General features: G+C 66.0%; 22 protein-coding genes. 12 read left to right on the top strand and 10 right to left on the bottom strand.

Annotation, left to right across the window (positions count from 1 at the left end; translation table 11 throughout):
* Positions 1-37: 37 nt before the first annotated feature.
* Together ACFE7D_RS08115 and ACFE7D_RS08120 are read right to left on the bottom strand one after the other, a co-directional pair.
* Entirely contained in the window at positions 38-499 is a 462-nt protein-coding gene (locus ACFE7D_RS08115; protein WP_375394923.1) for an RHS repeat-associated core domain-containing protein, read from the bottom strand.
* 25 nt (positions 500-524) lie between these two features.
* Positions 525-1,445, bottom strand: coding sequence for a transglutaminase family protein (locus tag ACFE7D_RS08120; protein ID WP_375394924.1), 921 nt, complete (start codon positions 1,443-1,445; stop codon positions 525-527).
* 251 nt (positions 1,446-1,696) lie between these two features.
* Between ACFE7D_RS08120 and groES the strand changes: the two genes are divergently transcribed.
* The 7 genes from groES to ACFE7D_RS08155 all read left to right on the top strand — a co-directional run bounded on the left by groES (position 1,697) and on the right by ACFE7D_RS08155 (position 7,201).
* On the top strand, positions 1,697-1,984 hold the full coding sequence (groES, locus tag ACFE7D_RS08125) for a co-chaperone GroES (protein ID WP_375394925.1): 288 nt from the start codon (positions 1,697-1,699) through the stop codon (positions 1,982-1,984).
* Positions 1,985-2,094: 110 nt separating this feature from the next.
* Positions 2,095-3,738 (top strand): chaperonin GroEL, encoded by a 1,644-nt coding sequence (gene groL / locus ACFE7D_RS08130; protein ID WP_375394926.1) that lies wholly within the window; start codon positions 2,095-2,097, stop codon positions 3,736-3,738.
* Between the two features lie 325 nt (positions 3,739-4,063).
* A complete protein-coding gene (locus ACFE7D_RS08135) occupies positions 4,064-4,642 on the top strand; it encodes a DUF2589 domain-containing protein (RefSeq protein ID WP_375394927.1) in 579 nt (192 codons plus the stop codon).
* A gap of 43 nt (positions 4,643-4,685) precedes the next feature.
* Positions 4,686-5,459, top strand: coding sequence for a DUF2589 domain-containing protein (locus ACFE7D_RS08140; protein ID WP_375394928.1), 774 nt, complete (start codon positions 4,686-4,688; stop codon positions 5,457-5,459).
* A gap of 16 nt (positions 5,460-5,475) precedes the next feature.
* Positions 5,476-5,748 carry a hypothetical protein gene (locus ACFE7D_RS08145; protein WP_375394929.1) on the top strand — a complete coding sequence of 91 codons (273 nt, stop codon included), beginning with the start codon at positions 5,476-5,478 and terminating at the stop codon, positions 5,746-5,748.
* Complete coding sequence (locus ACFE7D_RS08150; RefSeq protein ID WP_375394930.1) at positions 5,736-6,092, top strand: hypothetical protein; 357 nt, start codon at positions 5,736-5,738, stop codon at positions 6,090-6,092. The genes ACFE7D_RS08145 and ACFE7D_RS08150 overlap by 13 nt, the downstream gene beginning before the upstream one ends.
* Entirely contained in the window at positions 6,089-7,201 is a 1,113-nt protein-coding gene (locus tag ACFE7D_RS08155; protein ID WP_375394931.1) for a hypothetical protein, read from the top strand. Before ACFE7D_RS08150 ends, ACFE7D_RS08155 begins: the two co-directional genes overlap by 4 nt.
* On the opposite strand, the gene ACFE7D_RS08160 is transcribed toward ACFE7D_RS08155, so the two are convergent.
* The gene (locus ACFE7D_RS08160; RefSeq protein WP_375394932.1) at positions 7,198-8,250 is read right to left on the bottom strand and encodes a mannose-1-phosphate guanylyltransferase/mannose-6-phosphate isomerase; all 1,053 of its coding nucleotides are present in this window, start codon (positions 8,248-8,250) and stop codon (positions 7,198-7,200) included. The genes ACFE7D_RS08155 and ACFE7D_RS08160 overlap by 4 nt on opposite strands.
* A 193-nt stretch (positions 8,251-8,443) precedes the next feature.
* Between ACFE7D_RS08160 and ACFE7D_RS08165 the strand changes: the two genes are divergently transcribed.
* From ACFE7D_RS08165 to ACFE7D_RS08185, 5 genes are read left to right on the top strand one after another with little or no spacing between them, the layout of a single operon-like run.
* Positions 8,444-9,832: a TIGR03013 family XrtA/PEP-CTERM system glycosyltransferase gene (locus ACFE7D_RS08165; protein WP_375394933.1), complete on the top strand. Its 1,389-nt coding sequence runs from the start codon at positions 8,444-8,446 to the stop codon at positions 9,830-9,832.
* On the top strand, positions 9,829-11,886 hold the full coding sequence (gene prsK / locus ACFE7D_RS08170; protein ID WP_375394934.1) for an XrtA/PEP-CTERM system histidine kinase PrsK: 2,058 nt from the start codon (positions 9,829-9,831) through the stop codon (positions 11,884-11,886). Before ACFE7D_RS08165 ends, prsK begins: the two co-directional genes overlap by 4 nt.
* Positions 11,883-13,247 carry a PEP-CTERM-box response regulator transcription factor gene (prsR, locus tag ACFE7D_RS08175; protein WP_375394935.1) on the top strand — a complete coding sequence of 455 codons (1,365 nt, stop codon included), beginning with the start codon at positions 11,883-11,885 and terminating at the stop codon, positions 13,245-13,247. The genes prsK and prsR overlap by 4 nt, the downstream gene beginning before the upstream one ends.
* The gene (locus ACFE7D_RS08180; protein ID WP_375394936.1) at positions 13,240-15,228 is read left to right on the top strand and encodes a tetratricopeptide repeat protein; all 1,989 of its coding nucleotides are present in this window, start codon (positions 13,240-13,242) and stop codon (positions 15,226-15,228) included. Before prsR ends, ACFE7D_RS08180 begins: the two co-directional genes overlap by 8 nt.
* Positions 15,229-15,259: 31 nt before the next feature.
* Entirely contained in the window at positions 15,260-16,063 is an 804-nt protein-coding gene (locus ACFE7D_RS08185; RefSeq protein ID WP_375394937.1) for a DUF815 domain-containing protein, read from the top strand.
* 115 nt (positions 16,064-16,178) lie between these two features.
* Here ACFE7D_RS08185 and ACFE7D_RS08190 read toward each other — a convergent pair whose 3' ends face one another.
* The 7 genes from ACFE7D_RS08190 to ACFE7D_RS08220 all read right to left on the bottom strand — a co-directional run.
* Positions 16,179-16,973: an ABC transporter permease gene (locus ACFE7D_RS08190; RefSeq protein ID WP_375394938.1), complete on the bottom strand. Its 795-nt coding sequence runs from the start codon at positions 16,971-16,973 to the stop codon at positions 16,179-16,181.
* On the bottom strand, positions 16,970-17,872 hold the full coding sequence (locus tag ACFE7D_RS08195) for a GIY-YIG nuclease family protein (RefSeq protein ID WP_375394939.1): 903 nt from the start codon (positions 17,870-17,872) through the stop codon (positions 16,970-16,972). Before ACFE7D_RS08195 ends, ACFE7D_RS08190 begins: the two co-directional genes overlap by 4 nt.
* Positions 17,869-18,804, bottom strand: a complete 936-nt coding sequence (locus tag ACFE7D_RS08200; protein WP_375394940.1) for an ABC transporter ATP-binding protein — start codon at positions 18,802-18,804, stop codon at positions 17,869-17,871. The genes ACFE7D_RS08195 and ACFE7D_RS08200 overlap by 4 nt, the downstream gene beginning before the upstream one ends.
* Positions 18,805-18,807: 3 nt before the next feature.
* Complete coding sequence (locus ACFE7D_RS08205; RefSeq protein WP_375394941.1) at positions 18,808-19,539, bottom strand: DsbA family protein; 732 nt, start codon at positions 19,537-19,539, stop codon at positions 18,808-18,810.
* On the bottom strand, positions 19,536-20,879 hold the full coding sequence (locus ACFE7D_RS08210) for a M48 family metalloprotease (RefSeq protein ID WP_375394942.1): 1,344 nt from the start codon (positions 20,877-20,879) through the stop codon (positions 19,536-19,538). Before ACFE7D_RS08210 ends, ACFE7D_RS08205 begins: the two co-directional genes overlap by 4 nt.
* Before the next feature lie 69 nt (positions 20,880-20,948).
* The gene (locus ACFE7D_RS08215) at positions 20,949-21,779 is read right to left on the bottom strand and encodes a hypothetical protein (protein ID WP_375394943.1); all 831 of its coding nucleotides are present in this window, start codon (positions 21,777-21,779) and stop codon (positions 20,949-20,951) included.
* A 70-nt stretch (positions 21,780-21,849) separates the two neighbouring features.
* On the bottom strand, positions 21,850-23,867 hold a 2,018-nt coding region (locus ACFE7D_RS08220; protein WP_375394944.1), incomplete at its 5' end, for an Rne/Rng family ribonuclease.

A 23,867-nucleotide genomic window follows, 5' to 3' on the forward strand; every position in this document is an offset into this window, starting at 1 on the left:
GAATCAGAACTATCGGCTCAGTGGAATCCCTAAAATGTCACCGCGTCCTAGTGCCAGGAGCAAACGCAGAGTCACCGGCTGCCTGAGGAAGCGGGCCTACCGCAGAGAAGGTGGCCGTTCCCTTGCAGACCAGATCATTTTGCGGCCTGTCTCCAATAGTTAAGGAGCCTTCGGGCGAACCCGGCAGAGTTATTGAAGTAAATTGCAAAGGCGTAGAGCTTTTACTGCCTTCAACTTCCCAATAGCAATTATCGGGATTCTTATCAGGGCACACATACTTGGTTCCGCTTGGGTCGATAAAATTGACTGGATCGTCACCTGCATAATTATACCAGTTCAAACCGTCGTCATAGCCGATCGGATCAGGCTGGAGGAAGCGTCCATAGCCCAAGTTAAGACAGCGGACTACTACCATGGACACGCGACGGGTAGGACCGGTCGATCGATCTTCATTCACAAACATCGGCTGTTCCGTTCTTGCTATAGTAGCTGGGGCCATAGCGGAGAGGAGGAAACGAGGCGCTTCATGCGATCTGCTCCCACCCCAAGGCCTCTGCCGCCTCGAACGCGGCGCGGTTTTGCCGCAGCAGCATATCGTAGCGCGCCTTTTGTGGCGGCGGGATCAGCGCCGCGGTCGGATATCGCGCCCCGAACTCCGCCTCGATCATCCCCGCGTAGACCGAACCCTGTTTCACCATCGTATAGCCGTCGCGTGGCGCATGGCGCAGGATGATCGTCGACACCGCCAGCGCCGCCTCGAAGCGACGCCGCGCGATCAGATGTTCCAGCACCGTCGTCGCCAACAGCGCCAGGCCCTCGCGCTTCGACAGCGATCGTAGGTACAGCCCGCTCTCGACCGCGCGGTCGCTCATCGGCATCTGCTCGCGATACCATGCGTCGCGCGTGGGGTGGCCGCCATTGGAAGCTTCGATGTTCACGATGCGCCCGCTCTCGCTACGATAGCGGAGAAATATGTGCAGCGGGGCGGTGACGAGCGCAACGTCCAGCCCGAGCCGGTCGGCCAGGATCAGGAACAGCGCGGGCATCGATACGCAGTTGCCGCGTCTGGTCGCAAAATAGGTCGCCAGCAGCTTGTTCTCGATCCGCTGTCCGAGGGGATCGGCATGATCGTAGGCGAAGGCTCTGCCGTCGTTCCAAGGGCCGTCCACATACAGGAACCGGCGCAGCGCCGCGATCGTCGCGTCGGGCGTCGCCGAAGAACCGGCAAGTTTGCGAACCGCTTGGGTCATGTGGTCGATCTGGGCCGCTACATCGGCAACGGATCGGGAAGGATCGACGAGTCGATCGAAGGTCAGCCTGGCCCCGCCGTAATCCAGGTCGGCATCGCTGGCCGAGAGGGTGGCCTCCACGATCGCGGCCGGATCGACCGCAAGCCCGGTACCGTTTGTCTGGTACCACTGAAAGCTGACGGACGCGGCGTGCATCATCGACTCCTCTATCGGTATGCGATCATTTGCCGCGCTGCTTTGCAAATCCTCCTTGGCCGGATTTGGATGCTTTTAATTTACGAGCCATCGCGCAATCCGCCGTTCCTTGTGCGGCACGCGTGAAAAACGCTTTTCCGTCATCGGAGCGGCCTTGACGTTCGCCGACCCCGCTCGCATATGGCTGGCATTGGCACTCGGAACCCCTGAGTGCCAGAAAACTGTCACATTCATCAAAGAGGGTAACCGCAATGAGCTTTCGTCCGTTGCACGACCGAGTCCTCGTCCGCCGCGTCGAGGCGGAAGAGAAGACGGCCGGCGGGATCATCATCCCCGACACCGCCAAGGAAAAGCCGCAGGAGGGCGAAGTCGTCGCCGCCGGCACCGGCCTGAAGGCCGAAGACGGCAAGATCACGCCGCTGGACGTCAAGGCCGGCGACAAGATCCTGTTCGGCAAATGGTCGGGCACCGAGGTCAAGGTGAACGGCGAAGACCTGCTGATCATGAAGGAATCGGACATCCTCGGGATCGTCGGCTGATGCGCCTCCGGTCATTCTCGGCTCGTCGCCAGGAATGAACGGACCACCTGTTTCCAGCCGGGACGTAGTGTCCACTTCCTCCACTTCCAATTTTTGAAAGGGTAGCCAAAATGGCAGCCAAGGACGTAAAATTCGGCCGCGACGCGCGTGAGCGCATTCTCCGCGGCGTCGATATCCTCGCCGATGCGGTCAAGGTCACGCTGGGGCCGAAGGGCCGCAACGTCGTCATCGACAAGAGCTTCGGCGCACCGCGGATCACCAAGGACGGCGTCACCGTCGCCAAGGAGATCGAGCTGAAGGACAAGTACGAGAACATGGGCGCGCAGATGCTGCGCGAAGTCGCGTCGAAGACCAACGACGTCGCCGGTGACGGCACGACCACCGCGACCGTGCTCGCCCAGGCGATCGTCCGCGAGGGCATGAAGTCGGTCTCCGCCGGGATGAACCCGATGGACCTGAAGCGCGGCATCGATCTCGCCGTCCTGAAGGTCGTCGAGGACATCAAGTCGCGTTCCAAGCCCGTGTCGGGCACGCGTGAAGTCGCACAGGTCGGCATCATCTCGGCAAACGGCGACACCGTCGTCGGCGAGAAGATCGCCGAAGCGATGGAGAAGGTCGGCAAGGAAGGCGTCATCACCGTCGAGGAGGCCAAGGGTCTCGAATTCGAGCTGGACGTCGTCGAGGGCATGCAGTTCGACCGCGGTTACCTGTCGCCCTACTTCATCACCAACCCGGAAAAGATGACGGTCGAACTGAACGATCCGTACATCCTGATCCACGAGAAGAAGCTGTCGAACCTGCAGGCGATGCTCCCGATCCTGGAAGCCGTCGTCCAGTCGGGCCGTCCGCTGCTCATCATCGCCGAGGACATCGAGGGCGAGGCGCTGGCCACGCTCGTCGTGAACAAGCTGCGCGGCGGCCTGAAGGTCGCAGCCGTCAAGGCACCGGGCTTCGGCGATCGTCGCAAGGCGATGCTCGAGGACATCGCGATCCTGACCAAGGGCGAGATGATCTCGGAAGACCTCGGCATCAAGCTGGAGACGGTGACGCTGGGCATGCTCGGCACCGCCAAGCGCGTCCAGATCGACAAGGACAACACCACCATCGTCGATGGTGCGGGCGATCATGACTCGATCAAGGGCCGTACCGAGGCGATCCGCCAGCAGATCGAGAACACGTCGAGCGATTACGACAAGGAGAAGCTCCAGGAGCGTCTCGCCAAGCTCGCCGGCGGCGTCGCCGTCATCAAGGTCGGTGGTTCGACCGAGGTCGAGGTCAAGGAGCGCAAGGACCGCGTCGACGACGCGCTTCATGCAACCCGCGCTGCGGTCGAAGAGGGCATCGTCCCCGGCGGCGGTACGGCTCTGCTGTACGCAACCAAGTGCCTCGAGGGCATGAAGGGAGCGAACGACGACCAGACCCGCGGCATCGATATCGTCCGCAAGGCGCTGTACGCGCCGGTCCGCCAGATCGCGCAGAATGCGGGGCATGACGGTGCGGTGATCTCGGGCAAGTTGCTGGAAGGCAACGACCCGTCGATGGGCTTCAACGCGCAGACCGACGTGTACGAGAACCTGGTGACCGCCGGCGTGATCGATCCGACCAAGGTGGTGCGTACGGCACTGCAGGACGCGGCATCGGTCGCCGGCCTGCTCATCACGACCGAGGCGGCCGTGAGCGAAATGCCCGACGACAAGCCCGCCATGCCAATGGGCGGCGGCGGCATGGGCGGCATGGGCGGCATGGACTTCTGATCCGAAGGGCGGCCGTGGCCATGCTGGCCACGGATTCGCCCGAGGACGGACGGCGGGATCGCGGCTGGCCGACGATCCCGTCCGACGACGAGCATGGGCTTTGCCTGTGCTCCGACCCAGACATCCAACTACCCAAACGACCAAAAAGGGGTCGGCGGTCACCGCCGGCCCCTTTTGCCGTCCCGATACCTCCAAACCCGATCCGACTGACGCCACAACCGTTCCAGTCGCCGCCAAAACGGCGGCGTCGGTCGTACTCCGCAACCGGGAAAAGGCGCACACCTTCCCTGCACCGCCACTCCGGCGGGAGGGCGAAGCGCGAACCGTGTCAGACAATGTCGGCCTTCATGACCTGATCGGGTCGCTCGCGGCTTCGATCGTCGATGCCCAGGGCGTCGTCGAACGGCATTTCATCGCACTGGTCGGCCGTTATTTCGCCGATGACGGCCGCGCCCACAGCCTGCATCTGCAATTGCCCGACACGTCGAGCAATGCGGTGCCCGGCAGCTTCGTCCACATGGCGGTGCCGCTGCTGTCGCTCGTCGAAAGCAGCATGCTGGCGATCAGGGAAATGCAGATCGACCTGGAGGTCGAACTGGGCGGCATCGGCGATATCGCATCGGGCACGCCGGACGCACCGCTCGGCGCGCCGATCGACCTGCCGGGAATGCTCGGCGACGACAGCCAGCCGAGTGCCGGACCCGTCGGCTCCGCCGGGCCGGTCGCGGCGCACGATATTGGGTCCGCGGGATCCGGCGCGCCGCCGGCCAAATCGCTGACCGTCGGCGTCGGATCGCGAAGCGACACCGGCGGTCCGATGGCGAAGCTGAGCATCAAGGTCGAGGCGCGTGCGCCGACCGAAGGCATGCTGCGGCTGATCACGCAACTCAACAAGGTCGTCTGACACCGTCGTCCGAGGAAAAGGGAGAACGCGAATGCCGATCAATATGGGTGACCAGTTCCGCGGATTGCCGATGGGCGATCTCATCGGCGGCCCGCTGATGGCGGCCTGCGACGCGCAGGTCCGGCTGGCCAACGCCACCGCGCAATTCATCCAGGTAGTGGGCTTCGTCCCCAAATCCGGCGCGCAGCCGCAGCCGGACGGATCGATCGCGCCGGGTGACCTGCAGGTGCGTACCGTGGATTTCCAGTTCGAACGGCCGCAGGACGGTGCCACGGCGGTTAACGGGATCATGCCGACGGAGACCGTGTCGCTGACCGTCCCGCTGCTCGCGATCGTGAAGGTGCCCGCGCTCGCCATCGACACGGTCGACATCACTTTCGACATGGAGGTGAAGAACAGCGAGTCGGAGAAATCGTCCGAGGACAAGGAGGGCAAGTTCTCCGCCGACGCCAGCGTGAACTACGGCATCTTCAGCTTGAAAGTGCATGTCGAGGGATCGGTCGCGACGCACAAGGAGAACACCCGCTCGACCGATCAGAGCGCGAAATACCATGTCGAGGTGCATGCCGCGGACAAGGGCATGCCCGAAGGGCTGGCCCGCGTCCTCGACATCATGAACACCGCGATCGCGCCTAAATCGATTGTCGCCAAGGCTGCAGCCGACGCGCCCGACGCGCAGCATGATCTGGCGAGCGGCCCCGCCGCGGCGCACGGTCTGGTCGCCGAGCACGCGACCGTCGACAGCACGGCCCATAAGGACGGGGGGACCACCCACACGCTGGTGACGAACGACAAGGGCAAGCTGGTGGAAGTCTGATCGGAGCGATCGAACGATGCTCGCCAACACCCGCATGTTCGACCTGACCGATGTCGGCTATGTCAAACGCATCACGCTCGGCAGTCGCCATCCGGAGAATTTCGAAACGGACGACCAGCTGGATGCGGCGAACGACCTGCTCAACCGCTGTCTCGGCGACTATCCGCGCGGGCGGTTGATCGGGATCGAAAAGTCGTTCCGGTTGCTCGGCTACGGCGAGAATATCGTCGTACTGCAATGGACCTGCTACCATGTCGGCTTCCCGCGGAAACCGACATGGCTCGAATGATCGCGATGCGCGACCTGGCACAGGCTATGGCGCATGCGGGTAGGACACCCGTTCGCGACGGCGCTACCGTCGCGTCGATCGAACTCGAGATCGCGGCGCTGACGGCGGCGACGGCGACCGGGGACGCGTTCTGGGCGATGCGTCTGCGCTATCCCGATCCGCCGCGCCTCCTTTCGCCGCGCATCGCCCTGTTCGCGCGCTGGCGCCGCGCGCGCCGTCGACGTGCCGGCGTCGGCGTCGCGCATGTCCTGCTGCGCTGGACGCCCGCTCGTCTCGACGCGCTCCTCGACGGACAGCCAGTGGCATTTTTCGAACCAGCCCCGTCAGGAGCATCGCCGCGATGAGCACGCCGCCCACCACCCATCATGACGCATATTCGACGGCGGGCCACGAACCGCCGATCGCATGTTCGCCCCGGCACCTGCCCGACGATCTGCTGATCGCCTCCGGACGAGTTGCGCGGCGGGAAAATCCGCGCAACCATCCGATCGCGATCAACCGGCTGAAGACGCTGGACCCCAGTTTCCAGATCACCGCCGAACATATCGCGGTGCTGACCACGAAATTCTGGCGCACCAAAGGGTTGCGGCTGACGGTCGGTTTCATCGACACACCGGACAAGGGGCTGCCCGAACGGATCCTCGGCCATATGAACGCGTGGAGTGATACCGCCGACGTCGCCTTCGTCCTCTACACCGCGGACGAACAGGCACGGCAAAAGGCGGCGGGAACCGATACCGGCGAAGCGCAGGTCCGGATCGCACTGAAGAAAGGCGACGGGCATTGGTCCTATCTCGGCACCGACATCCTGCTGGCTCAGCCCGGGCAACCGACCATGAACCTCGACGGCTTTTCAATGACGACGGCGGAATCGGAATTCTTTCGTGTCGTCCGGCACGAGACCGGCCATACGCTTGGCTGCCCGCACGAACATATGCGCAAGGACCTGATCGACGATATCGATCCGGCGAAGGCGATCCCGTTCTACGAACAGTCGCAGGGTTGGACGAGGGACCAGGTCGTCCAGCAGATTCTGACCCCGATCAGCGAAGGGTCGCTATGGGGCACGGGTGCGGCCGATGGGCATTCGATCATGTGCTATCAGATTCCGGGCAGCTTGACGCTCAGCGGCAATCCCATTCCGGGCGGCACCGATATCGACGCCAGCGACCGGGCGTTCATCGCGCTGGTCTATCCCAAGGGTGTGGGCAACGTCGCGAAGCCGCCGGCCACCACCACCGCGGTTACGGCGGTGACGGCGGCACACGACACCGCCGCCGCCCCGGAGCGGGCGTCGGCACCGGTCGATCCGATCGCAAATACCGACGCGGCACATCGAAGCCCGCACCGCGATTGCGTGGAGGTCGAACTGAAGGGGGGCGTTCGCTTCAACGTCCAGCCGGGAGCGACCGGCGATCAGATCAAACGAGTCGTCGACGCGCTTCGGGTTTAGCCGCTCTTCATCGCGGCGATCAGCTTCTTGACTTCCTGGCTGCGACCGCGCGGCAGGATCAGGACATCGTTGCCGCTGGCGACCACGATCAGGTCGGACACGCCGACCATCGCGATCCGGATACCGTCGCTGCGAGCCAGACAATCCCTGGTGTCGATCGCCAGGATATTGCCGCGATGGGCGTTGCCGTCCGCGTCGGTGTCGCTGATCGCGTGCAGCGCGTCCCAGCTGCCGACGTCGTTCCAGCCCATCGCGACGGGGACGACGGCGACGCGGCCGGCCTTTTCCATCACCGCATAATCGATCGAATCGTCGGGCGATGCGGCAAACGAGTCCGCATCCGGATGGATGCGGATCCCGTCACGCGTGGCTGCGGCCATCGCCCTTCGCGTCGCATCCAGCATTAGCGGGGCGTGCGTCGCCAACGCGGCCAGATAGACATCCGCGCGGAACAGGAAGATACCGCCGTTCCAGGCATGCCCGCCCTCGGCGACCATCGACGCGGCGACATCGGCAGGCGGTTTCTCGATAAAGCATTCGACCCGGTGGACGCCGTCCGCCAGCGTTTCGCCGATCTTGATATAGCCATATCCCGTTTCGGGCGCGTCCGGTTCGATGCCGAACGTCACCAGCCATCCCTGCTCGACCAGCGGCAGCGCAGCGTGGATCGCGGCGTGGAACGCATCGATATCGGCGATGACGTGATCTGACGGCATGACGAGCAGCGGCGACGTGGCATCGTGTACCGCCAGCGCGGCCAGCGCGATCGCGGGTGCGGTATTACGGCCGGACGGCTCCAGGATGATCGCTTGCGTCCGCGTGCCGCCGTCGCGCAGCTGTTCCTCGACCAGATCGGCATGGCGTGCATTGGCGACGACGATCGCGGGCGCGAACCGCTCGCCGACCGCGCGGCCGGCGGTCAGTTGCAGCATCGTCTCGTCCGCGGTCAGCGCCAGCATCTGCTTAGGCATTTCCGGCCGCGACATCGGCCACAGCCGCGTCCCCGATCCACCGGAGAGAATGACCGGGATGATGGTCGAAGCAGGCATCGGACTGGGCATCGTTCCTCCCAAGGGTTCAAACCCATGTCGGCGCGGTTTACGCGGGCCCGTACGAAGCGCAAGGAGAACGCGTCGATCCGCTTCGTTCAACCTTTCTTCGCTATTTCCTGCGACACGCCTCCGACGTGTCGGATATCCTTACACCGCGCGGTGGCAGGCGACGATCGGGAACGCGACGATCATGTTCAGGATGTTCAAGCATTACATACCGCATGCGGTCCTGCTGCTCGGGATAGTCGATGCGCTGTTGCTGTTCGCTTCCGCCGAGATTGGCTGGATCGTGCGTGCGCACCAGATCGATATGGCCGTGGGGCCGGTTACCACGCGCTTGCCCCAGCTCCTCATTTTCGTTTTCACCTTGCAGATCGCGCTCGTCGCGGTCGGCGCGTACGGTGCCGCATCCTTCCTGTCGTTGCGCTTTGCGGCGGCGCGGCTGGCGGTCGCGATTTCGCTGGGGGCGATCCTTCAGGCCTTGCTGTTCTTCCTGGTGCCGAGCCTGACGTTCTGGCGGTCGAACCTGCTCTATTCGATGATCCTCGCAAGCATCCTGCTGGTCGTGGTCCGCGCGCTACTGGGGCGGACATTGGGCGGCGAGACGTTCAAACGGCGGGTCGTGATCCTGGGTGCCGGCCAGCGTGCCGCGCGGATCCTGGAACTTGCGGATCAGCCCGGCGTAAACTTCATCGCGGCCGGTTTCGTGGCGATGGGCGAGGCGTCGCCCACCGTAGCATCGGCCATCCACCGCGACGCAATTCCCAATCTGGCAGCCTATGTCGTCGAACGGCGCGCGACCGAGATCGTTCTCGCTCTGGAGGAGCGGCGCAATGCGCTGCCCGTCAAGGATCTGCTGCGGGTCAAGACCACTGGCGTGATGGTCACCGAAATCTCCAGCTTTCTGGAGCGTGAGACGGGGCGTATCGATCTGAACAGCGTCAATCCGTCCTGGCTGATCTTTTCCGACGGTTTCGCGTCAAGCCGGATGCTCTCCAGCGCGTTCAAGCGCGCGTTCGACATCATCGCCAGCCTGTTGCTGCTGGTTTTCACCCTGCCGATCGTCCTTTTCACCGCCATCGCCATCAAGCTGGAATCGCGCGGGCCCGCGCTTTACCGGCAACGTCGCGTAGGGCTGTACAACCAGCCGTTCGATATCGTGAAGCTGCGATCGATGCGGCAGGACGCCGAGGTTGCGGGGCAGGCGGTATGGGCGGCGGAACGCGATCCGCGCATCACCCGCATCGGCCGCTTCATCCGCAAGGTGCGGATCGACGAACTGCCGCAGACCTGGGCCGTGCTGAAGGGGGAGATGAGCTTCGTCGGGCCGCGCCCCGAACGCCCCCAATTCGTCGACGAGCTGGAACGGCACCTGCCTTATTATGCCGAACGCCATATGGTGAAGCCGGGCATTACCGGCTGGGCGCAAATCAATTATCCCTACGGCGCATCGATCGAGGATTCGCGGCACAAGCTGGAATATGACCTGTATTACGCGAAGAATTATTCGCCCTTCCTCGATTTGCTGATCCTGCTTCAGACGCTGCGTGTGGTGCTCTGGCCGACGGGCGCGCGATGACGATGGCGACGGACGGTCCGCTGGTCCTGTGGAGCTATGCTCTGGCGGCGTTGCTGTTCGGTGCGCTTGCGCTCGATGAAGCCAGACGCCCTGCCGGCGGATGGACGGGGCGCATGTTCGTCGCAGCGTTGGTGCTCACCGTGCTTTGGGCATTGGCGATCGCAGGCATCGGCGACCGCGACGTCAGTGCCGGGGTCGCCGAGGCGCTCCGCAATATCGGCTGGTTGATCTTCATGTTCCTCCTGGTCCGTAGAGACCGCTCGGGCAATGCGGCGCTGGCGAGCGTTTATGTGGTCGTCATCGCCCTTGCCGGACTTGGCGGAATGTGTGCGGTGGTTGAGGCGGTGCCGCTCGGCCGCCAGACGCTGCTTGCGATCGATGCCGCTCGGTTGGTGTTCCGAATGATGACCGCGGTCAGTGCGCTGGTTCTCGTCCAGCATCTGCAACACGGTGCCCGATCCGCCGGGCGGCTGCATGCGCGGCTCGTGGCGTTCGCGCTGGCGGTCATGTGGGGCGCGGATTTGTTGCTCAACCTCGCCGCCTGGGCCAGTGGGGGCTGGCCAGTGTCATTGGTCGTGACGCGCGGAGCGGCGATGGTCGGGGCTGCGCTGGCATTGTGGATAGCGACTCGACACCGCGGCGACGGCGCGCTCGGTCTGTCGCGAACGATCGCCATCCGGTCGCTCGCCGCGGTCGCGGTCATCGTCTATGCCGGCAGCACGGTGCTGCTGACCATGTTCGCCGGTTATTTTGCAGGGGGCTACGCCCGCGCGTCGCAAGCGGCGATCGTGGTCGGCGCTACCGCCGCCTTGCTTGCATTGTTCTCGACGCCGTGGTTGCGCGCATGGACGCGGGTAAAGGTCGCCAAGCATCTCTTTCGTCATCGCTACGATTACCGGGTCGAATGGCAGCGTTTCGCCGATACGCTTGGCCGGCAGGGCGGGGGAGCCGCGCCGCTCGACGCGCGGATCGTAAAGGCGATCGCGGACATCGTTCACGCGCCGGCCGGGCTGATGCTCGTGCCGGACGGTGCCGGGCTCGGTTGCGGCGCGAGCTGGCATTGGTCCGGCGATCCCGACGGCGGCGCAGGCGAAGCGCTGGTGCGTCATCTCGTCACGACCGCGCGGATCGTCGAGTTCGGCCCGATCCGCGCGGGCGATGCGCCAAAGGAGGAGGCCGATGCGATCCCCGAATGGATGATCGCGGTGCCCGGTGCCTGGGCGCTGGTTCCGCTGATCCACGGCGAGACATTGGTTGCGGCGATCCTGCTCGTTCAGCCGCCGGTCGGCCGCGCGCTGGATTGGGAGGATTTCGACTTGCTTCGTGTCGCCGGGCGGCAAGCCGCAAGCTATCTGGCGGAAGAGCGCGCGCATCTGGCGTTGGCCGACGCCAGCCGGTTCGACGAATTCAATCGGCGTTTCGCCTTCATCATGCATGATATCAAGAACCTGGCGAGCCAGTTGACGCTGGTGGCGCGCAACGCGGAACGGCATGCGCAAAATCCCGATTTTCGCGCCGACATGGTCGCGACGCTGAACGAATCGGCGGAGCGGATGACGGTGCTGCTCGCGCGGCTGTCGCAGCATAGCGGGCAGCGTGCCGAACCGCTCCAGCCGGTCGACATCACCGCGCTGATGATCCGCGTCGCCAATAGCAGACGGATGCAACATCCAATGGCGCTCGCGCTTGGCGTCGTGCCGCTGGCGTCGGCGCAGGCGGGCAAGCTGGAACAGGTCATCGACCATCTGGTTCAGAACGCGATCGAAGCGAGCATCCCCGACGCCGCGGTGACGCTCGCGACGGGGATGTCCGCCGATCGTATCACGATCGAGGTAGCGGATCGCGGTTGCGGAATGTCTCCGGCCTTCATACGCGACCAGCTGTTTCGGCCCTTTGTCTCGTCCAAGCCCGGCGGTTTCGGGATCGGCGCGTTCGAGGCGCGGCAGCTCGTTCACGCGATGGGCGGCACGATCGCGGTAACCAGCCGTGAAGGCGAGGGGACACGCTTCACGATCCTGCTTCCCGTCGCCGCGGCGTTGGAGCAGGCGGCATGACCGACAGACCCGTATCGCTGCCCATGCTCCTGATCGTCGAGGACGATCCCGGTCTCCAGCGGCAATTGCGTTGGGCATACGAAGGGTATGATGTCGTGACCGCCGCAACGCGTGGCGAGGCGATCGACGCGATGCGTGCGCACAGCCCTGCGGTCGTCACGCTCGATCTCGGACTTCCCCCCGATCCCGACGGCACGACCGAGGGGTTTCTGGCGCTTGGCGAGATCCTGCGGTTCGCGCCCGAGACCAAGGTGATCGTCGCATCCGGCCACGGCGCGCGCGACAGCGCGCTGACCGCGATCGCGGACGGGGCGTGGGATTTCTATCAGAAGCCGATCGATATCGATGCGCTGGGGCTGATCGTCGCGCGGGCCTTTCACGTCCACGCGCTGGAGGCGGAGAACCGCCGGCTTGTCGCGCGCAGCGAGGGCGAGGCGCGGTTCGGGGGGCTGCTGTACGCCTCGCCGGAAATGGCGAAGGTCGTGCACATGCTGGAGCGCGTCGCTCCTGCGGACGTATCGGTGATGCTGCTGGGGGCAAGCGGGACGGGGAAGGAATTGCTGGCGCGCGGGCTTCACGACGCATCGCCGCGCCGGCGCGGATCGTTCGTCGCGATCAATTGCGCCGCGATCCCCGACACACTGCTCGAGGCGGAGCTGTTCGGGTATGAAAAGGGTGCGTTCACCGGTGCGGTGAAGACGACCGAAGGCAAGATCGAGCAAGCCGCGGGCGGCACGTTGTTCCTCGACGAGATCGGCGACGTGCCGCTCGCGCTTCAGGTCAAGCTGTTGCGGTTCCTGCAGGAACGCACGATCGAGCGGATCGGTGGGCGCCGTCCGATCGCGGTCGATACGCGGATCGTCTGCGCCACGCACCGCGACGTCGATCTGATGGTCGCCGACGGCAGCTTCCGCGAAGATCTGTATTACCGGCTTGCCGAAATCATCGTGAAAATCCCCACACTTGCGGAGCGGAGCGGCGATGCGGCATTGCTCGCGCGCCATTTCGTCGGCCGCTATGCGCGAACGATGAACGCCGCGATTACCGGATTGTCGAGCGACGCACGGGCCGCGATCGACGGCTGGGGCTGGCCCGGCAATGTCCGCGAACTCGAAAATCGGATCAAGCGAGCGGTCATCATGGCGGATGGCAAGCGCGTGACCGCCGCCGATCTCGATCTCGACCGCCCCATCGACGGCGCCGAGCCCACGTTGCGCGCCGCCCGCGAAGATGCCGACCGGCGTGCGATCCACCGCGCGATGGCACGGTCCGACGGCAATATCTCGGGCGCGTCGCGGTTGCTCGGGATCAGCCGACCCACGCTGTACGACCTCCTGAAGAGCTACGATCTCCATGGCTGACGCGACCTATCCCCTGTATCGCCCCCGGCGTCGCCGGTTCCGCATCCGGATCGGAAACCGGCCGCGGTTGATCGCGATCTGCGCGCTGTGTCTCGCCTTGGTCGCGGGAACGATCGCATTGCTGCATCGCCGACCAGCGCCCGATCCCGCGGGTTCGCTGGCGAATGCGAAGCAGACGCTGGCCGCCGGCAATTACAGCGCCGCGCGCAACAACGCCTTGACCGCGTCCAGCAGCACGCCGCAGCGCGCCGTTGCCGAGGCGGTCCTCGCCCGGGCCTGTCTCGAACTCGGCGACGGCGGCGCGGCGGAGGCCGCGTTGATCCGTGCGCGCGACGCCGGGATGTCCGCCGACCGGCTCCATCACCTGCAGGCGCACGCGCGCTTGCTCCAGGGCGATCCCGACGGCGCGCTGGCGGAGGCGGCAAAGGCGACATCGCCCGATGCCGACCATGCGATGCGGGTCCGCGCGTTGGCGCTGGCGGCGAAGGGTAACGTCTTCGGCGCGCAGACGCTGTTGCAAGGCGTTCTCGAACAGGCTCCGCGCGACACGGCGGCGTGGACGACGCTCGGGCGTATCCGCTTCGACGCAGGCGATATCGCGGGTGCCGCGGATGCCGCCACGCACGCCGCCACGCTGGCGCCCTGGGAACCCGCCGCGCTGGTGCTGGAGGGCGAAGTGGTGCGTAGCCGCTATGGACTTGCCGCCGCGCTGCCCTGGTTCGATGCCGCGCTGAAACGCGACGCCTATTATCCCCCGGCGCTGATCGACCAGGCAGCGACGTTCGGCGATCTTGGCCGGAACACCGACATGCTGGCGTCCGCCCGCGCATTGATGGCGGCACGCCCGGGCGACCGCTACGCACTGTACTTTGAGGCGGTGCTGGCGGCGCGTGCCGGGCGGCTCGATCTGTCGCGCAGCCTGTTGTCGCTGACCGGCGACCGGGTCGATTTCTTGCCGGGCGCGATCCTGCTTGGCGGCGCGATCGATTATGCGCAAGGCAAGGACGAACAGGCGATCGGCAAGTGGCGGCGGCTGCAGCAGATGCAGCCGCTGAACATCGGCATCCGGCGATTGCTGGCGTCTGCACTGCTTCGTTCCGGCGATGCCGCAGGTGCGCGCGAGATGCTGCGTCCGATCGTCCTGCGCGGCGATGCCGACGCCTATTCGCTGCGTCTTGCCGCGCGCGCGTTCGAGGCCGGCGGCGACCGAGCCGCGGCGGCGCTCTATCTCGACCGTGCGTCGGCGGGCGGCAGCGGCGCTGCGCCGATCTTTGCAAGCGCGGACGAGATCGGCACGCTGCAGGCCGGTGCCGCGCAGGCACCGAGCGATCCGACCTACGCGATCGGCATCATGCGCGGCTTGATCGACCGGGGCGATACCGCCGGCGCGATCGCGAACGCGCGGTCGCTCGTCGCGGCCGCTCCCGGTGCGCCGGCGGCGCAACTGGCGCTTGGCGACGCGCTGGTCGCGGCCGGTCGTTACGCCGACGCGGTCGCTTCCTATGCACGTGCCGCCGACCTGTCGTTCGACGAACCGACGATGCTTCGGCTGGTGGACGCCGATGGCCGCGACGGGCATGTCGGCAACGCCGCGGCGACGCTTGCGCTGTACCTCGCGCAGAACCCGCAAAGCGTGACCGCGCGGCGGTTGCTCGGGCATCTGCAAGTCGTCGGCGGGCAGTTCGATGCGGCGATCGAAACGCTGGAGAGCGTGCGCGGTACGGTCGGCCAACGCGATGTCGCGTTGCTTGCCGATCTTGCCGTCGCCTATGCCGGCGCGGGCGACGGGGATGTCGCCCGCCGCTATGCCGCGGCCGCTTATGCACTGGCGCCGATGAGCGCGGGTGTCGCGGATGCCTATGCGGTGGCGCTCGTTGCCGCCGGCGATACCGACGGTGCGCGGCAGCTGATCGCGAAGGCGACCGCGCTTGCCCCCAAGGATCCCGCGATCGCCGCGCACCGTCGCCAGATCGGGGGCTGACGGCGCGGCGGGCGCGGGGTAGGGCGCAGGCGTGACCGATCCCCTCGACCGCATCGCCGCCGCACTCGAACGGCTGTCGCCGCCGCTGCCGGTCTCCGCCGATCCGCTGGCGCATCCGGCCTATGTCTGGCGCGACGGCACGCTGATCGTGGCGCGTGCGTTTGCGCCGTTGCCGCTGGCGATGCTGTACGGGATCGATCGGCAGAAGACGGCATTGCTCGCCAATCTGCGCCGGCACGCCGCGGGTCATGCCGCGCAGGACGCATTGCTATGGGGTGCGCGTGGCACGGGCAAGTCGGCGCTGGTGAAAAGCGCGGTCGCCGCGGTCCAGGCGGAGGATAACGATATCGCGCTGGTCGAGACGACCGCGCTCGATCGTCTGCCCGTCCTGTTCGCGACGCTGGCGGCGGTGCCGCGGGCCTTCGTGCTGTTCGTCGACGATCTCGGCTTCGACAATGCCGGCGATGCGCGGATGCTTCGATCGATGCTGGAGGGAGGCGCTGAACCGCGTCCGGCGAACATCCGGTTGCTCGTGACCGCCAATCGCCGCCATCTGCAGCCCCGCGACATCGCCGAACAGGAAAGCGCGATCAATTCACGCGACGCGGTCGACGATCACCTTGCGCTCGCCGACCGGTTCGGGCTGAGCCTCGGTTTCCACGCGCTTGACCAGGACGGCTATCTGGCGATCGTCGCCGGCTGTGCGGCGGCGCACGGGCTGGCGTTCGATCCCGCCGATGCGATCGAATGGGCGACCAGGCGGGGCGCCCGCTCGGGGCGGGTGGCGTGGCAATATGTCGTCGAGCTGGCGGGCCGGGCGAGGCGGTCGGTCTGATTTCTCCTCCCCGGCGAAGGCCGGGGCCCAATTGCCAAGGTCGCGGTAAGGCCGCTCGTCGCTCTCAATTATCGTCTCGCATTTGGGCCCCGGCCTTCGCCGGGGAGGGGGCTTGCTAATTCTTCAACCGCCACCCGGTCCGGAAGATCACCGCGATCACCGCCAGACACAGCAGCAGGAAGATTGCCGTCACGCCCAGGCTGATGCCGACCGACACGTCCCCCTTGCCGAAGAAGCTCCAGCGGAAGCCGGACACCAGATAGACGACCGGGTTGAACAGGCTGACCGTCCGCCAGGGTTGCGGCAGCATGTCGATCGAATAGAACGCACCGCCGAGGAACGTCAGCGGCGTGATCAGCAGCGCGGGCACGATCGTCAGCTGCTCGAACCCGTTCGCCCAGATACCGATGATGAACCCGAACAGGCTGAACGCGACCGCGGTCAGCAGCAGGAACAGGGTCATCGCGCCCGGATGCAGGATGTCCAGCGGCACGAACAGTCCTGCGGTCGCGAGGATGATGAGCCCCAGCGCGACCGACTTGGTGGCCGCCGCGCCGACATAGCCGATGACGAGTTCGATCGGCGATACGGGGGCGGAGAGCAGTTCGTAGATCGTGCCGGTGAATTTGGGGAAGTAGATGCCGATCGATGCGTTCGATATGCTCTGCGTCAGCAGCGACAGCATGACGAGGCCGGGAACGATGAAGCTGCCATAGCCGACCCCGCCGACCGTCTGCATCCGGCTGCCGATCGCGCCGCCGAAGACGACGAAATACAGCGACGTCGTGATGACGGGCGTGACGAGGCTCTGCCACAACGTCCGAAGCGCACGCGCCATTTCGAACCGGTAGATCGCCCAGATGCCGTGGGTATTGAGACCCCAGACAGGCGGTGCCGACGCGGTCGTCATGCGTTTGTTTCCAGGTCGAGCTGAAGGGCTTCCCAATCGCGGTACGTCAGGCCACCCGGCTCGGTACGCCACGCCACCTGACCGTTGGCCGTACGCCCGTATACGATCGCGGCGGCCGCGCTGGGGCTGCTAAACGCATAGTTCTGGGTGAAGACGGTGTGATCGCCTTGTGGAACCAGGATCATTGCACGTACCAGTTCGGCAAAGAGCGAGGCGCAGTAATGCGTTTCGAACCCTGCCCAACTCTCACGCGCCAACGAGCCCGCTTCGACAATGAACTCGCCATTCACCAGCACCGCAGTGGCCCGAATTGCGCGCTTTCGATAGTCGAGCGTGAACCGCGGCGCTTCCGGTTCAACGGCGGCGACGGCCGCGGTCGAAACAGTCGGTCTGGCGCGCTGGATGAACAGGTCCACGCGTACCGCAGGCAGGACCACCATCAGATTGTCGAGAAACGCTTCCATCTTCGCGATGTCGGCTTCGCTCAGCGAAGGCACCGTGGGCGTCGTGCCGTTGTCCAGCGGCACGCGGCCCGTCGAACGAGCCTCTGCGATCAGTCGCGCTTCGAGGTAGCGAACATGTGCCTTGTTGAGCTTGTTGGCCGCGGCCGTGACCAGGACCGCGGTCGTCCACCATTGCTTGCTAACGCCATGCGCCTTCAGGCGCCCGGCGATGTCCTCGCCCTCGCCGATATACGCGCGGGGTTCGCCCTCTTGTTCGCCGATCAGGATATAGACACCCGCGTGGTGCGCCTCCGTTCGCATCAACGCCGCGGCGATCCGGGTCCGCGGCGTCATCAGGACATGGCCGGTCCAGTTGAACAGTTCGGCGGTAACCATCCCGCCCGGCTGTCCGTCGACGTAATAGAGTTCGAGCGATCGCCCTGTCGGACTAGTCATGCGGCATCCCTGCTTCGGACAAGATCGACGAAGATATCCTCGAGGCTCGATCGCGAGGTCTCCAGGTCGGTGAAGCCGATCCCCAGTTCGCCGAGCCTGCGGAGCAGCGACGGGATCCCGGTATGTTCCGCGCGCGCGTCGAATATGTAGCGCAAGCGTCGCCCTTCGTCCTGCAACGACAGGTTCCACTGCGCGAGCGCGTCGGGGATCGCCGCCATCGGCTCGGCGAGCGCGAGGTCGAGTTCGCGTTTCCCCAGCTTCGCCATCAGCGCCGCCTTGTCGTCGACCAGCAGCAATTTGCCCTTCGCGATCACGCCGACGCGGTCGGCCATCGCCTCGGCCTCCTCGATATAATGCGTCGTCAGGATGATCGTGGTGCCGCGTTCGCGCAGCGCATGAACCAGCTTCCACATGTCGCGGCGAAGCGCCACGTCGACACCCGCGGTGGGTTCGTCGAGGAACAGGATTTCGGGTTCGTGCGCCAGCGCCTTGGCGATCAGCACCCGCCGCTTCATCCCGCCGGACAATTGCATGATCTTCGACTTGCGCTTGTCCCATAAGGACAGGTCGCGCAGCACCTGTTCGATATACGCGCTGTGCCCGGATTTGCCGAACAGCCGGCGGCTGAAGGTGACGGTCGCGATCACCGTCTCGAACGCGTCGGTCGACAGTTCCTGCGGCACGAGCCCGATCATCCGCCGTGCGGCCTTGTAGTCCACCAGCGCATCGTGCCCATCGACAGTGATGCTGCCCGTCGAAGGCGTCACGATCCCGCAGATGATACTGATGAGCGTCGTCTTGCCAGCGCCGTTCGGGCCGAGCAACGCGAAGATCTCGCCGCGGCGGATAGCGAGATCGACCGAATGCAGCGCGGTCGTGCCGCCGGCATAGGTCTTGGACACGCCGGCGACGGAAAGGATAGTGTCGGTCATGGTCTACGCTCCGCGTTTGCGCGCGTCGGCGATCGCGGCCTGCAGGTCGGCGAGCGGCTGTGCCCCCGTCAGCAGCCGGTCGCCGATGATGAAGCTCGGCGTGCCGGTCAGCCCGAGCGCGCGCTGCGTGGCGAGGTTGGCGCGCACCGTATCGACGACCGCGGGCGACCGGGCGTCGCGGCCGAGCGTCGCGGGATCGACTCCCGCCTTGCGCGCGGATGCCGCGATCGTCGCGTCGGTCACGGGACCGGCGGCGTAGAGCGCGTCGTGGAACGGCTTGAAACGTCCGGCGCGCGCGGCGGCGACGCTCATCTGCGCGGCCAACCCGCTCGACGGCGCCAGGATCGGCAGGTCGCGGAACACCACCCGGATGTTCGAATCGCCGGCGACCAGCCGGTCGATGATCGGCAGGCTGGCGCGGCAATAACCGCAATTATAGTCGAAATATTCGACGACGGTGACGTCGCCCTTCGCATTGCCAGCCCATGCGTCGCCGACCGGCGTCGTGATCGCGTCGCGATTGGCGGCGATCGCCGCGGCGGTGTCGCGTTCCGCCAAGCGGTGCATCGCGTCGGACACGATCTCGGGATGCGTCAGGACGTAGTCGCGGACGACCCGCTCGATCCGCGCCTGTTCCGGCCCGCCGGGTACGGCAAGGTGGTCATAGGCCAGGACGCCGACCCCGCCGGTCACGGCGGCGGCGACGGCGACGCCCGGCAACGCCCACGCCTTCACTTGCGGTGCTTCTTGTCGCGCAGTTCGTCCTGCGACGTCATCGCGATGTCCTGCGCGCGGATCCAGTCGCTGGTATTGGGCGGGATGTTGGCCATCGCGTAGCGCGCGCTCTGCACCGCTGTCCGGGTATCGCCGCGCATGCTCGCCTGTTCCGCGGTCGCCAGCGCGGCGCGCGCGGTGTCGCCGCTTGCCTCATACGCCGAACCGAGCTGGAACCAGCCGAACGGATTGTCGTCGTCCCGCCCGACCGCGGTCTTCAGCACGCGGATCGCCTCGGGATAATTCGCCTTGTTGTCGGTCGCGACCAGCGCGTGGCCATAGGTCGTCGCGATCAGCGGGTTGCCGTCCGATCGCTCGGTCGCATCGCGCAGCACCGGGATCGCCGCGACCGGATCGCCCGCCTCCAGCAGGATCTGGCCGCGGATTTCAAGTAAATACGGGTCGTGCGGCTCGGCGCGGATCAACGCCACCGTCTCCGCATCGGCTTTGTCGGGATAGCCGCCCTTGTGATAGGCGTAAGCCCGTGCATAATGCGCATAGATGCTCTGGTCGGTCGGCGGATAATCGTGGAGCGTCCGGTCGGCGGGCGCGACATAGCCTTCCAGCTTGGCCTTCACCCGCTTGAAACGCTCCTCCAGCGCGGCGTCGGGTTTGTTGTTCCAGGCGGGCGAGGCTTGCAGATCGGCGGACAGCGTCTGGATTCGCTCGCCCGACAGCGGATGCGTCTGCATGAACGGGTCTATATTCTGCAGGCCATAGGCATATTCCTCGTTCTGCAGCTTCTTGAAGAAACTCAGCATCCCGCGGCCGGAGATGTTGGCTTCGCGCAGGAATTTGGCGCCGGTCGCATCCGCGGTCGCTTCCGTCGTGCGGCTGAACGCGAGATATTTGCCGAGCGCGGCCTGCTGCCCGGCCGCCATGACCCCCGCGCCCGCTTCGCCCGCGCCAGCGGCAATGGCGGCGAGCCCGACGACCATGCTGAGGATCTGGATGCCCAGCGCCGGCTTCGCCCCGGCATCCGCCAGGATCACATGACCGTCCGCGACATGGCCAAGCTCGTGCGCGATCACGCCCTGTATCTGGTTGGCGTTGTCCGCGACCTGGAGCAGGCCCGAATTGACGTAGATGGTCTGCCCGCCCGCGGTGAAGGCGTTGATCGAATCGTCCTGGATCAGCACGACCTTCACCGTCCGCGGCGACAGGCCGGCGGCGGTGACGAGCGGGGTCGCCATCTGCGCGAACATCGCCTCGGTCTCGGCATCGCGCAGGATCGACTGCGCGGCGGCGGGCTGCGCACAGACGAGCAGCGAAACGGCGATGGCGGCGAATAGGCGCTTCATGCGGTCTCCATATAGGGAGGACCGTCTTCTCGCCACTGGCGGCGGCGAATGTCCACTAAGCGGGTGAGATCAAAACGGAGCGGGGATTGCGTAACGTATCTTCAACGCTGCGATCCGGCCACCGTCCAGCACGACATCCACGGTTACCGTGCCGCCGACGAGCAAGCTCCACCGCTCGCGAAGATGGCCGTCCGGCTCGCGCAAAAGGCTGGGGTCGAGCAATTCGCCGCCCGACAGCTGGTGTCCGACATAAACCGTCGCGCCTATCGCCAGAGTTGCCAGCGCCTTCCGCGGATCGGTGATGACGTCGTATTTCGGCGCGTCTGCCGATCGCTTGCCAGTCTGCGTACGCATGTAAATCTGCATTTCACGATCGAGTTGATCGTCGACCGCCAGCGGAAAATGGGGCGGGTGGCTCTTGGCAAGGCGAACCGCCTTGCCGATCAGGGCGACGACCTTCAGCGCACCGTCGGTTTCCGACCCGCGGGGTGTGAAATAGGAACTGCCGATCGATCCCGCGCACCCTTGTTTCGTCAGCAGGCGATACGCGATCTCGTCGATGACATGATCGGGCCGATTGGGTTGTTGCTTGCGATCCTCGGGATCCCACCTGCCGAGATCGGGAAAAGTCACGCGGTAGCGATGCTTGACGCAGAAGCCCTTGCGGAAATCCTGAACGGCATCGCTGATCAAATTGATTCGCGTGAGCCAGGGCGGTTGGGGTGCCTCCATGCCGAACGGCGCGACCGCATCCTCCACGATCAGCGGGTGACCGGCTGCAAGCAGCTGATCCGCCAAGGTCGACGGCGCCATCGCACGCGCCTCATCGGGCGTCAGCGCCGGACCGTCCTGGCGGACCGTAACTGTAGCAATTGCCGCAAGGACAAGCATCGCGATCATCCGCCGTTCCGCTCAAGTGAACGAAACGCGCCCCCAGCTCCGGGCCATGGCAAAGCCGGGGGCGTTTTCATCAAGCGCCGAAGGTGCGCTGCCACCAGCCGCGGCGGGGCGTGTCGCCTTCGCCGTCTTCGCTTTCGGCGTCGTTGGCCGCCGGTGCCGTGTCCGCTGGCGCGCTGTCCGTCGGGACCGCTTCCGCCGGTGCCTCGACGACGGTTTCCGCCGCTGCCTTGCGCGGGCGACCGCGACGCTTGGGGGCTTCCGCCGCCACAGCTTCCGCCTCGATGGCCGCTGCGGGTTCGGGTGCTGCTTCCGCTTCGGCCGGTGCAGCCGCAGCCTTGCGGCGACCGCGGCGCGGCTTGGCCGGTGCATCGGCGTCCGGCTCGACGGGTGTCTCGACCGGTGCCGCGTCCGCCGCGACCGGTGCCACGGGCGCGGCGCTCCGGGCGCGTGGCCGTCGGCGCGTCTTGGGCACGTCGGGCTTTGCCTCCGCCGCAGCCGCCGCGATGTCGAGCGGCGACGTCACCGGACCCGAATCGCCCGCGTCCGCCGGCTCCTCGAGCGGCAATGCGGTCTCGACGCCATCGTCCTCGCCTGCCGCCGGAGCATTGGTCTCCGCCCCGCCGCTGCGCCGACCGCCGCGCCGACCCCGCCGACCGCGCCGACGACGGCCTTCGCCGCCTTCCTGCGGATCGGTCTGGTCGTGTGCCGGTGTCTCGCCTGCGTATTCCTCGGTCTCCTCCACGGCACCGGGCTCGTCCGCGCCAGCCGTCTCGTCGCCAGCCGTCTCGTCGGTCGAGTCACCGGCCTCGCCGCCCTCGTCGGGGCGATTGCGGTTGCGGCGGCCACGGCGGCGGCGGCGGCGCTTCTGGCCATCGCCATCCTGGCTCTCGCGGTCGGCACGCGGCTGGCGTGGGGCGCGATCGTCGGAGCGCTCCTCCGCCTCGTCGTCCGCCACCTCTTCTTCCTCGTCGAGTTCGATATCCTCGGGGATGTCGTCCTCGATGTCCTCGATCGCCGCCTCGAAGCGCGGCGCATGGCTCGGCGGGGGGCCGCTGGCCTCGACCGACATATGCGCGCCCTCTTCCTCGCGGTCGGGCAGGATCTCGACATGGACGCCGTAGCGATCCTCGATCTCGGCGATGTCCGCACGCTTGCGGTTGAGCACGTAGATCGCCGCCTCCTGGCTCGCGCGCAGCGTCAGCAGCGAACCGCGACCGCGCGCGGCCTCGTCCTCGATCAGGCGAAGCGCGGACAGCCCGGCGGACGATGCGGTGCGGACCAGCCCGGTACCCTCGCAATGCGGGCAGGCGCGGGTCGATGCTTCCAGCACGCCGGTGCGCAGCCGCTGGCGGCTCATTTCCATCAGGCCGAAGGACGAGATGCGGCCCACCTGGATGCGCGCGCGATCGTTCTTCAGCGCCTCCTTCATGCACTTCTCGACCTTCCGGACATTGGAATTGTTGTCCATGTCGATGAAATCGATGACGACGAGGCCGGCCATGTCGCGAAGCCGCAGCTGTCGCGCGATTTCCTGTGCGGCCTCGAGATTGGTCGCGGTCGCGGTCTGTTCGATCGAATGTTCGCGGGTCGACCTCCCTGAGTTGATGTCGATCGACACCAGGGCTTCGGTCGGGTTGATGACCAGGTAACCGCCCGATTTCAGCTGGACGACGGGGTGGTACATCGCGGCGAGCTGTTCCTCGACATGCGCCCGCTGGAACAGCGGGACGGCGTCGGAATAATGCTTCACCTTGCGGGCGTGGCTCGGCATCAGGAGCTTCATGAACTCCTTCGCCTGGCGATAGCCTTCCTCGCCCTCGACCACGACCTCGTCGATCTCGCGGTTGTAGATGTCGCGGATCGCGCGCTTGATCAGGTCACTGTCGCCGTAGATCAGCGCCGGTGCGGAGGAGGACAGCGTATTCTCGCGGATGCCGTCCCACAGGCGAGCGAGGTAATCGAAGTCGCGCTTGATCTCGACCTTGGTGCGCTGCAGCCCGGCGGTGCGGACGATGCAGCCCATCGACGAAGGCAGTGCCAGCTCGGCCATGATCGTCTTCAGCCGCTTGCGGTCGCCCGCGTTGCTGA

Origin of the sequence: uncultured Sphingomonas sp. (assembly GCF_964244235.1) — a bacterium.
Lineage (GTDB): Bacteria > Pseudomonadota > Alphaproteobacteria > Sphingomonadales > Sphingomonadaceae > Sphingomonas.

Bases quoted from the DNA above. Each gene is read 5' to 3' on its own strand.
- ACFE7D_RS08120 (WP_375394924.1), bottom strand. From the start codon at position 1,445: ATGCACGCCGCGTCCGTCAGCTTTCAGTGGTACCAGACAAACGGTACC.
- ACFE7D_RS08195 (WP_375394939.1), bottom strand. From the start codon at position 17,872: ATGACTAGTCCGACAGGGCGATCGCTCGAACTCTATTACGTCGACGGA.
- ACFE7D_RS08200 (WP_375394940.1), bottom strand. From the start codon at position 18,804: ATGACCGACACTATCCTTTCCGTCGCCGGCGTGTCCAAGACCTATGCC.
- ACFE7D_RS08180 (WP_375394936.1), top strand. From the start codon at position 13,240: ATGGCTGACGCGACCTATCCCCTGTATCGCCCCCGGCGTCGCCGGTTC.
- ACFE7D_RS08210 (WP_375394942.1), bottom strand. From the start codon at position 20,879: ATGAAGCGCCTATTCGCCGCCATCGCCGTTTCGCTGCTCGTCTGTGCG.
- ACFE7D_RS08165 (WP_375394933.1), top strand. From the start codon at position 8,444: ATGTTCAGGATGTTCAAGCATTACATACCGCATGCGGTCCTGCTGCTC.
- ACFE7D_RS08145 (WP_375394929.1), top strand. From the start codon at position 5,476: ATGCTCGCCAACACCCGCATGTTCGACCTGACCGATGTCGGCTATGTC.
- ACFE7D_RS08215 (WP_375394943.1), bottom strand. From the start codon at position 21,779: ATGATCGCGATGCTTGTCCTTGCGGCAATTGCTACAGTTACGGTCCGC.
- ACFE7D_RS08140 (WP_375394928.1), top strand. From the start codon at position 4,686: ATGGGTGACCAGTTCCGCGGATTGCCGATGGGCGATCTCATCGGCGGC.
- ACFE7D_RS08115 (WP_375394923.1), bottom strand. From the start codon at position 499: ATGGCCCCAGCTACTATAGCAAGAACGGAACAGCCGATGTTTGTGAAT.
- groL (WP_375394926.1), top strand. From the start codon at position 2,095: ATGGCAGCCAAGGACGTAAAATTCGGCCGCGACGCGCGTGAGCGCATT.
- ACFE7D_RS08160 (WP_375394932.1), bottom strand. From the start codon at position 8,250: ATGCCTGCTTCGACCATCATCCCGGTCATTCTCTCCGGTGGATCGGGG.
- ACFE7D_RS08150 (WP_375394930.1), top strand. From the start codon at position 5,736: ATGGCTCGAATGATCGCGATGCGCGACCTGGCACAGGCTATGGCGCAT.
- groES (WP_375394925.1), top strand. From the start codon at position 1,697: ATGAGCTTTCGTCCGTTGCACGACCGAGTCCTCGTCCGCCGCGTCGAG.
- ACFE7D_RS08155 (WP_375394931.1), top strand. From the start codon at position 6,089: ATGAGCACGCCGCCCACCACCCATCATGACGCATATTCGACGGCGGGC.
- prsR (WP_375394935.1), top strand. From the start codon at position 11,883: ATGACCGACAGACCCGTATCGCTGCCCATGCTCCTGATCGTCGAGGAC.
- prsK (WP_375394934.1), top strand. From the start codon at position 9,829: ATGACGATGGCGACGGACGGTCCGCTGGTCCTGTGGAGCTATGCTCTG.
- ACFE7D_RS08190 (WP_375394938.1), bottom strand. From the start codon at position 16,973: ATGACGACCGCGTCGGCACCGCCTGTCTGGGGTCTCAATACCCACGGC.